The organism is Thauera humireducens (genome assembly GCF_001051995.2).
Classification (GTDB): domain Bacteria; phylum Pseudomonadota; class Gammaproteobacteria; order Burkholderiales; family Rhodocyclaceae; genus Thauera; species Thauera humireducens.
Genome location: NZ_CP014646.1, coordinates 425,635 through 438,427 on the forward strand (window position 1 = coordinate 425,635; position 12,793 = coordinate 438,427).

Below are 12,793 nucleotides of genomic sequence, written 5' to 3' on the forward strand. Positions count from 1 at the left end.
CATCGCGGTCGGGGGGCGTGGGCGGCGCGAAATGGAGCTGCTCGAAGCCAAGGCGGCTGCCGAGGCATCGAGCCGGGCCAAGAGCGATTTTCTTGCCAGCATGAGCCACGAGATCCGGACGCCGATGAACGGCATCCTGGGCATGACGGATCTGCTGCTCGATACCGAACTTTCCGGTGAGCAGCGCGACTACGTGCAGACCGTCAAGTCCTCGGCCGAGACCCTGCTCACGATCATCAACGACATCCTCGACTTTTCGCGTGTCGAGGCGGGGCGGCTGGAACTGGAGGAGATCGATTTCACGCCGGCCCTGGTGGTGTCGGACACCTGCCGGGCGCTCGCCTTGCGCGCACACCAGAAGGGTGTCGAGCTCTTCTTCGATCTCGCGCCCGATGTGCCGTCGGTATTGCGTGGCGACCCGACGCGACTGCGGCAGGCGCTGACCAACCTCGTTGGTAACGCAATCAAGTTCACCGAACGGGGTGAGATCGAGGTCAGTGTTCGCGTCGAGGGACGAACCACGGGCGGTGTGGTGCTGCGCATCAGCGTGCGCGATACGGGATGCGGCATCGATGCCGCCAAGCTCGAGAGCATCTTCGAGGCGTTCTCGCAGGCCGAGGTGTCGACCAATCGCAAGTACGGCGGTACCGGGCTGGGGCTTACGATTTCCCGTCACCTGATCGAGTTGATGAACGGCCTGATCGAAGTGCAGAGCGAGCCGGGCCGGGGTAGCACCTTCTCGGTCGTCGTGCCGCTGGGTGTGGTGGCCGATGAGCCGCTGCAGGACCCACGCGATCTGCGCGCGGCGCGCCTGCTGATCGCCGCACGCAACGAAGCCTTCGCCGCCATGCTCGCCGGAGTATGCCTGCAGTGCGGAATCCGTGCCGACGTCGCCACGACGGGTGAAGCCGTCATCGCTGCGCTCGTCTCGGCGCGCGATGGTCGTGATCCTTTCGACTTCCTGCTGATGGACGCGGACATGCCCGAGCCGGCGGGTTTCGAGCTGGTCAGGCGTTTCGCCGACGCGACGCCCTGCGTCGATCGCATCGTCATGATGCTGTCGAGCCATACCCAGCGGGAGGACTCGGCACGCTGCAAGGAATTCGGCCTGCCCGTGCGGCTGTCGAAGCCGTTCTCGGCCGGCGACCTGTTCGAGGCGCTGCAATTGGCGAAAGGCCGACACGAAGCGCAGGCCGAGGTGCCCGTGGTGGCGCCGGCCTTCGTGCTGGAGCCGGCGATGCTGCTCGAGTCGGCGCTTGCTGAGAAGCCTTCCGAGGGATACTCGATCCTGGTCGCCGAGGACAACCTGGTGAATCAGACCGTCGTCACCCGCCTGCTGGAAAAGGCCGGGCACCGTGTGAGCATCGTGGGCAACGGCGCCGAGGCCATCGAGGCATACGATGCGGGGCGCTTCGATCTGATCCTGATGGACGTGCAGATGCCGGTCCTGGGCGGCCTCGAGGCGACGCAGGCGATCCGTGCCCGCGAGGCGCGACGCAGCTGGATCGTGCAAGGGCACTGGCATGCCGTCCCGATCATCGCCATGACGGCGCATGCGATGGCGGGCGACCGTGAACGCTGCCTCGAGGCGGGGATGGACGATTACGTCTCCAAGCCGATTCGTGCCGACGCGTTGCACGCTGCGATTGACCGGGTGATGCGACCGAGGCACGAGGACGACGACGGCTATGGCGATCGCAGCCTTCTAGAGCTCGACCCGTCGGCCGACAGGCTTGTCGCCAATCTGCAGGAGGCGCGGCAGATGTTCGAGGGCGACGAGGAGGTGGTGCAGCAGTTGCTCGCGGTGTTCTTCCGTGATTTCGACCGTATCGTCGGTGACTTGCAGCGCGCAGCGGCCGGGCTCGATTTCACGCGACTCGCAGACCTTGCGCACTCGATCAAGGGGTCCGTGGGCCTGTTTGGTGCCCAGCGTGCGCTGGAGGCGGCAGGAACGCTAGAGCAGATGGCCCGCGACGGTGATCCCGCCGCCGCCACGACCGAGGCGAGCCGTCTCATCGACGAGATGAGACGGCTGGCGAAGGTGCTGCGAGCCGATTATCGTCCTTCATAGTGAATCGGCGCCGTTTGCCTTCGTTCGCCCAAAAATATACAATTCGGCGGTTTATTCAGCGGGATCGGCCCAGAGGCTCGTCCCGCTTTTTTGCACATATCGGGGCGCGAATTTTCGTTAGTCCCTGATTTTAAAGCTGAATCCAGGAGTTACTCGTGAGTGCATACCCGTCCGCCCTTCTTGCGCTTGCCGACGGGACGGTTTTCCACGGCAAGGGTATCGGTGCGGTAGGCAGTACGGTTGGCGAGGTGGTGTTCAATACCTCGATGTCCGGTTATCAGGAAATCCTGACCGACCCGAGCTATTCGCGCCAGATCGTCACGCTGACCTATCCCCACATCGGCAACACCGGTGTCAATGTCGAAGACGTCGAGTCGGCGCGCGTCCATGCGGCCGGCCTGGTCATTCGCGACCTGCCGATCCTGCCGTCCAATTTCCGCATGACCCAGCGTCTCGACGCCTACCTGCGTGCCGAGAACGTCGTGGCGATCGCAGGCCTCGACACGCGCAAGCTGACGCGTGTGCTGCGTGAAAAGGGTGCGCAGGCGGGTTGCATCGTCACCGCCGCCGAAGGCGAGACGCTGAACGCCGATGCAGCCATCGCGCAGGCGCGGGCCTTCCCCGGCCTGGCCGGCATGGACCTGGCCAAGGTCGTGAGTGTGACCGAGGCTTACGAATGGAAGCAGGCCGAGTGGAAGCTCGGCGAGGGTTACGTCGACCAGGCCGAGCCGCGTTTCCACGTCGTCGCCTACGATTTCGGTGTCAAGTTCAACATCCTGCGCATGCTGGCTGAACGTGGCTGCCGCCTGACCGTGGTGCCGGCGCAGACGCCCGCCAAGGACGTGCTCGCGCTCAAGCCGGATGGCGTGTTCCTGTCCAACGGCCCCGGCGACCCCGAGCCCTGCGACTACGCCATCGAGGCGATCCGCGAGATCGTCGCAACGCGCACGCCCACCTTCGGCATCTGCCTCGGCCATCAGCTGCTGGCGCTTGCCTCCGGGGCGAAGACCATGAAGATGGCCACCGGCCACCATGGTGCGAACCACCCGGTGAAGGACCTCGACACCGGCAACGTGTTGATCACTAGCCAGAACCACGGTTTTGCCGTCGATCCGTCGACGATGCCGGCCAACCTGCGCGTGACTCACGTTTCGCTGTTCGACGGCACCAACCAGGGTATCGCGCGCACGGACGTGCCGGCCTTCACCTTCCAGGGGCACCCGGAAGCGAGCCCCGGTCCGCACGACGTCGCCTATCTGTTCGACCGCTTCATCAAGCTGATGGAAGAGGCCAAGTAACACGGCACCGGGCGGGCTCTGGGCCTGCCCTCACTGTTCGACGCCGGCGCACAAGGCCGGGTCAAGGAATCATCGAGGCAAGACAATGCCGAAACGTAACGACATAAAGAGCATCCTGATCATCGGCGCCGGCCCGATCGTCATCGGCCAGGCCTGCGAGTTCGACTACTCCGGCGCCCAGGCCTGCAAGGCCCTGCGCGAGGAAGGCTACAAGGTCATCCTTGTGAACTCGAATCCGGCCACGATCATGACGGATCCGGAGACGGCCGACGTCACCTACATCGAGCCCATCACCTGGCAGGTGGTCGAGCGCATCATCGAGAAGGAACGCCCCGACGCGATCCTGCCGACCATGGGCGGGCAGACCGCGCTGAACTGCGCGCTCGACCTCGGTCGCAACGGTGTGCTGACCAAGTATGGCGTGGAGCTGATCGGTGCCTCGGAAGAGGCGATCGACAAGGCCGAGGACCGCCTGAAGTTCAAGGACGCGATGACCAAGATCGGTCTCGGTTCGGCGCGCTCGGGCATCGCCCACAGCATGGAAGAGGCGCTGCAGGTGCAGGGCGGCATCGGCTTTCCGGTCATCATCCGCCCGAGCTTCACGCTCGGCGGCACCGGTGGCGGCATCGCCTACAACATGGAAGAGTTCCACGAGATCTGCAAGCGTGGCCTCGAGGCGAGCCCGACCAACGAGCTGCTGATCGAAGAGTCGCTGCTCGGCTGGAAGGAATACGAGATGGAAGTCGTGCGTGACCGCGCCGACAACTGCATCATCGTGTGCTCGATCGAGAACCTCGATCCGATGGGCGTGCACACCGGCGATTCGATCACCGTCGCCCCGTCGCAGACGCTGACGGACAAGGAATACCAGATCATGCGCAACGCCTCGATCGCGGTGCTGCGCGAGATCGGCGTCGACACCGGCGGCTCGAACGTGCAGTTCGCCATCAACCCGAAGGACGGTCGCATGATCGTCATCGAGATGAACCCGCGCGTGTCGCGTTCGTCGGCGCTGGCCTCGAAGGCGACCGGTTTCCCGATTGCCAAGGTCGCAGCCAAGCTGGCGGTGGGTTACACGCTCGACGAACTCAAGAACGACATCACCGGCGGCGCCACGCCGGCGTCCTTCGAGCCCTCGATCGACTACGTCGTCACCAAGATTCCGCGCTTCGCCTTCGAGAAGTTCCCGCAGGCCAACGACCGCCTCACCACCCAGATGAAGTCGGTGGGCGAAGTCATGGCCATGGGCCGCAGCTTCCAGGAGTCCTTCCAGAAGGCCCTGCGCGGCCTCGAGGTGGGGGCCTATGGCCTGGACGAGATCGAGGCGGACAGCGCCGACCTCGAGCACGAACTGTCGAGCGCCGGCCCGCAGCGCATCTGGTACGTCGGCCAGGCCTTCCGCGAGGGCATGAGCCAGGAACAGGTGCACAACCTGACCAAGATCGATCCGTGGTTCCTCGCCCAGATCGAGGACATCGTGCTGTCCGAGAAGGCGCTCGCCGGCCGTTCGCTCAAGGCACTGCAGGCCGCCGAACTGCGCGAACTCAAGCGCAAGGGCTTCTCAGATCGCCGCCTCGCGAAGCTGCTCAACACCGACGAAACTGCCGTGCGTCTGCATCGCCATGCGCTCGGCGTGCGTCCGGTGTTCAAGCGCGTCGATACCTGCGCGGCCGAGTTCGCCACTTCCACCGCATACATGTATTCGTCCTACGAGGACGAGTGCGAGGCGCGTCCGACCGACAAGAAGAAGATCATGGTGCTGGGCGGCGGTCCGAACCGCATCGGCCAGGGCATCGAGTTCGACTACTGCTGCGTCCATGCCGCGCTTGCCCTGCGTGAAGACGGCTACGAGACCATCATGGTCAACTGCAACCCCGAGACCGTGTCGACCGACTACGACACCTCGGACCGCCTGTACTTCGAGCCGATCACGCTCGAGGACATCCTCGAGATCGTGCATATCGAGAAGCCGGTCGGCGTGATCGTGCAGTTCGGCGGCCAGACGCCGCTGAAGCGCGCGAAGGCGCTGGAAGAGAACGGCGTGCCCATCATCGGCACCACGCCGGACATGATCGACGCTGCGGAGGACCGCGAGCGCTTCCAGAAGCTGCTGACCGACCTCGGCCTCAAGCAGCCGCCCAACCGCACCGCGCGTACGCCGGAAGAGGCGGTCCGCCTGGCCGCCGAGATCGGCTATCCGCTGGTGGTGCGCCCGTCCTACGTGCTTGGCGGTCGTGCGATGGAAATCGTGCATGAGCAGAAGGATCTCGAGCGCTACATGCGCGAAGCGGTGAAGGTCTCGAACGAGTCGCCGGTGCTGCTCGACCGCTTCCTGAACGACGCCACCGAAGTCGACGTCGATGCGCTGTCCGACGGCAAGCAGGTCATGATCGGCGGCATCATGGAACACATCGAGCAGGCCGGCGTGCATTCGGGCGACTCGGCCTGCTCGCTGCCGCCCTACACTCTGTCGGCCAAGTTGCAGGACGAACTGCGCCGCCAGACCGAAGCGATGGCGCGTGCGCTCAACGTCTGCGGTCTGATGAACGTGCAGTTCGCCATCCAGGGCGAGGGCGACAACGCCGTCGTGTATGTGCTGGAAGTGAACCCGCGCGCTTCGCGTACCGTTCCCTTCGTTTCCAAGGCCTGCTCCCTGCAACTGGCCAAGGTCGCTGCACGCTGCATGGCCGGCCAGAGCCTGGAGAGCCAGGGGGTGAACGGCGAGATCGTGCCGCCGTACTACTCGGTCAAGGAAGCGGTGTTCCCGTTCGTGAAGTTCCCCGGCGTGGATACGATCCTCGGGCCCGAGATGAAGTCGACCGGCGAGGTCATGGGCGTCGGGCGTACGTTCGCCGAAGCCTTCGTCAAGAGCCAGATCGGCGCGGGCGTGAAGCTGCCGACCGGCGGTAATGCCTTCATCAGCGTCAAGCCCAGCGACCGTCCGGTGGCGGTTGAGGTGGCGAAGGAACTCCACGAGCTTGGCTTCGCACTGGTGGCCACCCGTGGCACGGCTTCGGTCATCGAGGCGGCAGGTATCCCGGTCACCGTGGTGAACAAGGTCAACGAGGGGCGTCCGCACATCGTCGATATGATCAAGAACGAGGAGATCTCGCTCGTGATCAATACGGTCGAGGAAAAGCGGCAGGCCATCACCGACTCGCGCTCCATCCGTACCAGCGCGCTCGCGGCGAAGCTCACCATCTTCACCACCATCGAAGGTGCGCGCGCGGCCTGCATGGGCATGCGGCACATGGCCAATGGTCTGGACGTGTATTCGGTGCAGGCGCTGCACGCCGAACTGAAGGGCGCAGCATGAGCAAGACGCCGCTGACTGTTGCTGGCGCCGAGAAGCTGCGCGAGGAACTCCACCGCCTGAAGACGGTGGAGCGTCCGAACGTGATCGCGGCGATCGCCGAGGCGCGCTCGCACGGCGATCTGTCGGAGAATGCCGAATACGACGCCGCCAAGGAGCGCCAGGGTTTCATCGAGGGGCGCATCATGGAGGTCGAGGGCAAGCTGGCCAACGCCCAGATCATCGATCCCAAGCTGCTCGATGCCGATGGGCGCTGCGTCTTCGCCGCGACCGTGGAACTCGAGGATATGGAGTCCGGGCAGGTCGTGACCTACCAGATCGTCGGCGAGGATGAGGCCGACATCAAGGAAGGCAAGATTTCGGTGAGCTCGCCGATCGCCCGCGCGCTGATCGGCAAGTACGCCGGTGACATCGCTGAAGTTCAGGCGCCGGGTGGTGTGCGCGAGTACGAAATTCTCGACGTGCGCTACGAGTGAAAGTCGGGTATTCGTCTGCAGGTGGCGAATGAAAAAGGGGCGGCCATCGAGCCGCCCCTTGTGCTATCTTGCGTCGCCTCGCTCAGCGACCGCGAGTGCCGCTGCCCGGACCCCGGCTGCGTGAAGCCGGCCCGCGCGCGGGCGAGCGGCGTGCTTCGGCGCTCGCCTTGGCCAGTGCGGCACGTCGCGCCGCGGCAGCAAATGCCGCTGCCGATTTGGCTGTCGAGGGTCGTGCGCCGGACTTCTGCGTAGCGGGGGCTGCATTCTTTTCTTCCTCGCGTCGCTGGCGCCAGACGACGAGGATGTTGCCAATATGCTGTACCGGTGCTGCGTCGAGCGTTTCGCACAGTTCGTTCATCAGCGCATCGCGCTGCTCGCGTTCGGCGCCCTGGATCTTCACCTTGATGAGTTCATGGGCCTGCAGCGAGCGTTCGATTTCGGCCACGACGGTGGGTGTCAGGCCATTGCCGGCGATGGTCACGACGGGGTTCAGGTGATGGGCCCGCGCGCGCAGGTCGCGGCGCTGGACCGGGGTGAGTTCGATCATTGAATCTCTCTGAATGCTTGAAGCGTCAAACGCGCAATTCTACTCTGATTACTAGAGGCGAACTTCTTCTAAGTCGATGAAAAAGAACAAGACAAGCCGTGCCTGGGTGCACGACCATCTGAACGACCCCTATGTGCAGCGCGCGCAGCAGGACGGTTATCGCGCCCGTGCGGCCTACAAGCTCATCGAGGTCGACGAGCGCGATCGCCTGCTGAAATCCGGAGCGGTCGTGGTCGATCTCGGTTCGACGCCGGGGTCGTGGTGTCAGGTTGCAGTAAAACGTTGTGGGGCAAAGGGCAAGGTGTTTGCGCTCGACATCCTGCCGATGGAACCGGTGGCCGGTGTCGACTTCCTGCATGGCGACTTCACCGAGGATGCGGTGCTCGAGGATCTCGAGTCGCGGCTCGAGGGCGCCAAGGTCGATGTCGTCCTTTCGGACATGGCGCCGAACCTGTCCGGCGTGACGTCGGTCGACCAGGCGCGATCGATCCATCTGTGCGAGCTGGCGCTCGATTTTGCCGTCCGCCATCTGAAACCGGGCGGTCAGTTTTTGGTCAAGGTGTTCCAGGGCGAAGGCTTCATGGAGTACCGCAAGCAGATGGAGGCGGCGTTTGCTTCGGTGCAGGTGCGCAAGCCCAAGGCGTCGCGTGACCGCAGTGCCGAGGTCTATCTGCTCGGCAAGGGTCCGCGTGCGGTCTGATGCTGTAGCGATTGGCCGTAGTAATCGCGGCCATTGGTTTGCCGGCGGGAACGTTCGGCACTAGAATCGGTCAGTCGCGTACATGGCCAAAAACGGCTTCTGAGGAAGGGAACGTTGAACAATCTATTCAAAAACCTCGCGATCTGGATGGTCATCGGCGTCGTGCTGATGACCGTGTTCAACCAGTTCAATACGCGTCAGGTTGCGCCCAACACCATGGAGTACTCGCAGTTCCTGGAGGAAGCCAAGGCTGGACGCATCGCCAAGGCAACCATTGACGGTCGCATGCTCAAGGCGACCACCCAGGAAGGACGCTCGATCACGGTCTATACGCCCGGTGTGCAGGATATCTGGATGGTGTCCGACCTGATGCGCTACGGTGTGCAGATCAATGCGTCCAAGCCGGAAGAAGAGCAGTCCTTCCTAGCCAGCGTGTTCGTCTCCTGGTTCCCGATGCTGTTGCTGATTGGCGTGTGGGTCTTCTTCATGCGTCAGATGCAGGGGGGCGGCAAGGGAGGCGCGTTCTCGTTCGGAAAGAGCAAGGCGCGCATGCTTGACGAGTCCGCCAACACCATCACTTTTGCCGACGTCGCGGGCTGCGACGAGGCCAAGGAGGAAGTGTTCGAACTGGTCGAGTTCCTGCGTGATCCCTCCAAGTTCCAGAAGCTCGGCGGTCGCATTCCCAAGGGCGTGCTAATGGTCGGCTCGCCGGGGACCGGCAAGACGCTGCTCGCCAAGGCCATCGCAGGTGAGGCCAAGGTGCCGTTCTTCTCGATTTCCGGCTCCGACTTCGTCGAGATGTTCGTCGGCGTGGGTGCGGCGCGCGTGCGCGACATGTTCGAGCAGGCGAAGAAGCAGGCCCCGTGCATCATCTTCATCGACGAGATCGACGCCGTGGGGCGCCAGCGCGGCGCAGGCCTCGGTGGCGGCAACGATGAGCGCGAGCAGACCCTTAACCAGTTGCTCGTGGAAATGGATGGCTTCGAGGGGCAGACCGGCGTGATCGTGATCGCCGCGACCAACCGTCCCGATGTCCTCGACCCGGCGCTGCTGCGTCCCGGCCGTTTCGACCGTCAGGTGGTGGTGGCACTGCCCGACATCCGTGGCCGCGAGCAGATCCTGAAGGTCCACATGCGCAAGGTGCCGATCGCACCCGACGTCGATCCGCAGGTTCTGGCGCGTGGTACGCCGGGCTTTGCCGGTGCCGATCTGGCGAACCTGGTCAACGAAGCCGCACTTTTCGCCGCCCGCGCCAACAAGCGCCTGGTCGACATGGACGACTTCGAGCGTGCCAAGGACAAGATCATGATGGGCGCGGAGCGCCGCTCGGTGGTCATGCCTGAGGAGGAGCGCCGCAACACGGCCTATCACGAGTCGGGACATGCCGTGGTGGCGCGCCTGCTGGACAAGACCGATCCGGTGCATAAAGTCACGATCATCCCGCGTGGTCGTGCGCTGGGCGTGACGATGCAGTTGCCGACCGAAGACCGCTACAGCCAGGATCGCGACCGTCTGCTGCAGACGATCGCCGTGCTGTTCGGTGGCCGTATCGCGGAAGAGGTGTTCATGAAGCAGATGACCACCGGCGCCTCGAACGATTTCGCGCGTGCGACCGATCTGGCGCGTCGCATGGTGACGCAGTGGGGCATGTCGGACACGCTGGGGCCGATGGTGTATGGCGAGGAGGAGGGCGAGATCTTCCTCGGGCGCCAGGTGACGACGCACCGCAATGTGTCCGAGGCGACGATGCAGAAGGTCGACGCCGAGATCCGCCGGATCATCGACCAGCAGTACGCCTTGGCGCGTCGCCTGCTCGAGGAGAACCGCGACAAGGTCGAGGCCATGACGAAGGCCCTGCTCGAGTGGGAAACCATCGACGCCGAGCAGATCAACGACATCATGGAGGGCAGGCCTCCGCGGGCGCCGAAGCCGGTGTCGACGCCGACCTCGCGTCCGAAGGACGATGCCCCCGGGGCGGCTCCCACCGCGGCAGCTCCCGCGGCCTGAGTTTCACCGCTCTTGACCCTGTAATCCGACGGGCCGGTTTTTCCGGCCCGTTTCTCTTGGTGCTTCAGCATGACGACTGTTCAGTGTGGGCGTTTCCGCCTCGATCTTTCCCGGCCGCAGGTGATGGCGATCATCAATCTCACCGATGACTCCTTCACCGGTGATGGCCTTCACGGCGACCTGTCCGCAGCCCTGCGGCGGGCCGAGTTGGCCGTCGAGCAGGGTGCGCAGATGCTCGACATCGGTGCCGAGTCATCGCGCCCGGGCGCAGATCCGGTCCCTGAGGCGCAGGAGATGGAGCGCGTGGTCGGCTTCATCGAACGCACCCTCGACTGGAACATTCCACTGTCGGTCGATACGCTGAAACCGGCCGTGATGGCCGCGGCGGTGCGGGCCGGGGCGGACATGATCAACGACATCAACGCGTTCCGCGCTGAGGGCGCCATCGAGGCGGTTGCTGCGAGTCCGGCGGGCCTGTGCGTGATGCACATGCAGGGCGAGCCGCGCACGATGCAGGACGATCCGCGCTACGACGACGTGGTGGGTGAGGTGAAGGCCTTCCTCGACGAGCGGGTGCAGGCCCTCGAGGCTGCGGGCGTCGCACGCGAGCGCATCGTGCTGGACCCGGGTTTCGGCTTCGGCAAACGTACGGTGCATAACTACGCCTTGCTGCGGGAACTCGAGCGCTTCCGGGTCGATGGGTACGCGGTGCTCGCAGGGCTGTCGCGCAAGACCATGCTGGGTGCGGTGACTGGACGGCCGGTCGAGGCGCGCATGCCGGCCAGCGTCGCTGCCGCGCTCATCGCCGTGCAGCGCGGAGCGGGCATCGTGCGCGTGCACGATGTGGGGCCGACCTGCGACGCACTGAAGGTCTGGCAGGCGGTGTGCGGCGACGCGTGAGCAAGGCTGGGTGCCGGATGCGATAATCCGCGTTTTGAGACAGACGTGGAGTGACGATGGGGCGCAAGTATTTCGGTACCGATGGCGTGCGTGGCAAGGTCGGCGACGCGCCGATCACGCCGGAGTTCGTGATGAAGCTGGGTTATGCGGCCGGGGTGACGCTCGTTGCCCGCGAGAAGCTTCCAGCTGGCGAACGCCCTGCCGTACTCATTGGCAAGGACACCCGCATCTCGGGCTACCTGCTCGAGGCTGCACTGGAGGCGGGGTTCGCTGCGGCCGGTGTGGATGTCATGCTCGCGGGACCGATTCCCACGCCGGCGGTCGCCTACCTGACCCGGGCGCTGCGCCTGCAGGCGGGCGTGGTGATATCCGCCTCGCATAATCCTTTCTACGACAATGGCATCAAGTTCTTCTCCGCAGGCGGCACCAAGCTGCCGGATGCGATCGAGGTCGAGATCGAGGCGCGGCTGGATCAGCCGATGGGGTGCGTCGACTCCGCGCGACTCGGTCGGGCGCGTCGCATCAACGACGCCGCCGGACGCTACATCGAGTTCTGCAAGAGCACCTTCCCCAACGAGCTCGACCTGCGCGGCTTGCGCATCGCGCTCGATTGCGCCCATGGCGCGGCATACCAGATCGCCCCCGCCGTGTTCCACGAGCTGGGCGCCGAGGTGCTTCCCGTCGGGGTGGAGCCCAATGGCCTCAACATCAACGACGGTGTCGGCGCGACCCGGCCAGAGCACCTGCGCCAGGCGGTGCTCGCGCAGGGGGCGGACCTCGGCATCGCGCTCGACGGCGACGCCGACCGGCTGATGATGGTCGACCATCGGGGCGAGATCTACGATGGCGACAAGCTGCTGTACGTGATTGCAGCGGCTCAGAAGGCAGAGGGACGGCTGGACGGGGTGGTCGGTACGCTCATGAGCAACCTGGGCTTCGAGCATGCCATTGCCCGTCTTGGTGTGCCGTTCGCGCGCGCGAAGGTCGGCGATCGCTACGTGCTGGAATTGCTGCACGAGCGCGGGTGGAAGCTCGGTGGCGAGAACTCCGGGCACATCATCTGCCTGGACCGCCATAGCACCGGCGACGGCATCGTCTCCTCCCTGCAGGTGCTGGCTGCCCTCAAGCAGCGGGGCGCGACGCTTGCGGAAGCCTGCGCCGACCTCGTCTTCTATCCACAGAAGCTCATCAACGTGCGCCTGCCGGCGGGCTTCGACTGGCGCGCTGACGGAGGTATCGCTGCGGCACAGGCACAGGCAGAAGCGGAACTGGGCGACAGCGGTCGCGTGCTGCTGCGTCCGTCGGGTACCGAGCCCTTGCTGCGCGTGATGGTGGAAGGCAGCGATGGCGTCCTTGTCGAGCGCCTTGCCCAAGACATCGCCTTGGCCGTGCAGAACGCGGTCGCCTGATTGGATGTGCTGCCGGAGCCGAGGGCGGCTCCGGCTACCGTCGCTTGGCGGGGTATTCTTCCCGTTTGATGA

General features: G+C 64.8%; 9 protein-coding genes. 8 read left to right on the forward strand and 1 reads right to left on the reverse strand.

All coding sequences use genetic code 11. The features are described 5' to 3' along the window. The first annotated feature begins 31 nt into the window (after positions 1–31). The 4 genes from AC731_RS02015 (at position 32) to greA (ending at position 7,158) form a co-directional block, all read left to right on the forward strand. On the forward strand, positions 32–2,071 hold the full coding sequence (locus AC731_RS02015) for a response regulator (protein WP_237266586.1): 2,040 nt from the start codon (positions 32–34) through the stop codon (positions 2,069–2,071). 155 nt (positions 2,072–2,226) lie between these two features. Beyond that, positions 2,227–3,369 (forward strand): glutamine-hydrolyzing carbamoyl-phosphate synthase small subunit, encoded by a 1,143-nt coding sequence (gene carA / locus AC731_RS02020; protein WP_004252989.1) that lies wholly within the window; start codon positions 2,227–2,229, stop codon positions 3,367–3,369. 85 nt (positions 3,370–3,454) lie between these two features. Beyond that, the gene (carB, locus tag AC731_RS02025) at positions 3,455–6,685 is read left to right on the forward strand and encodes a carbamoyl-phosphate synthase large subunit (RefSeq protein WP_048708940.1); all 3,231 of its coding nucleotides are present in this window, start codon (positions 3,455–3,457) and stop codon (positions 6,683–6,685) included. Further along, complete coding sequence (gene greA, locus AC731_RS02030) at positions 6,682–7,158, forward strand: transcription elongation factor GreA (protein WP_004252992.1); 477 nt, start codon at positions 6,682–6,684, stop codon at positions 7,156–7,158. Before carB ends, greA begins: the two co-directional genes overlap by 4 nt. A gap of 82 nt (positions 7,159–7,240) precedes the next feature. Here the strand turns inward: greA and yhbY are convergent, their stop codons facing one another. Beyond that, a complete protein-coding gene (yhbY, locus tag AC731_RS02035; RefSeq protein ID WP_048708942.1) occupies positions 7,241–7,705 on the reverse strand; it encodes a ribosome assembly RNA-binding protein YhbY in 465 nt (154 codons plus the stop codon). A 76-nt stretch (positions 7,706–7,781) separates the two neighbouring features. Here yhbY and AC731_RS02040 point away from each other — a divergent pair, with 76 nt between their 5' ends. From AC731_RS02040 to glmM, 4 genes are all read left to right on the forward strand, one after another. After that, positions 7,782–8,405 carry an RlmE family RNA methyltransferase gene (locus tag AC731_RS02040; protein ID WP_048708944.1) on the forward strand — a complete coding sequence of 208 codons (624 nt, stop codon included), beginning with the start codon at positions 7,782–7,784 and terminating at the stop codon, positions 8,403–8,405. 114 nt (positions 8,406–8,519) lie between these two features. Further along, on the forward strand, positions 8,520–10,412 hold the full coding sequence (ftsH, locus tag AC731_RS02045; RefSeq protein ID WP_004252997.1) for an ATP-dependent zinc metalloprotease FtsH: 1,893 nt from the start codon (positions 8,520–8,522) through the stop codon (positions 10,410–10,412). A 69-nt stretch (positions 10,413–10,481) separates the two neighbouring features. Beyond that, positions 10,482–11,312, forward strand: a complete 831-nt coding sequence (folP, locus tag AC731_RS02050) for a dihydropteroate synthase (protein WP_048708945.1) — start codon at positions 10,482–10,484, stop codon at positions 11,310–11,312. Positions 11,313–11,368: 56 nt separating this feature from the next. After that, complete coding sequence (gene glmM, locus AC731_RS02055; protein WP_048708946.1) at positions 11,369–12,721, forward strand: phosphoglucosamine mutase; 1,353 nt, start codon at positions 11,369–11,371, stop codon at positions 12,719–12,721. Positions 12,722–12,793 lie beyond the last annotated feature (72 nt).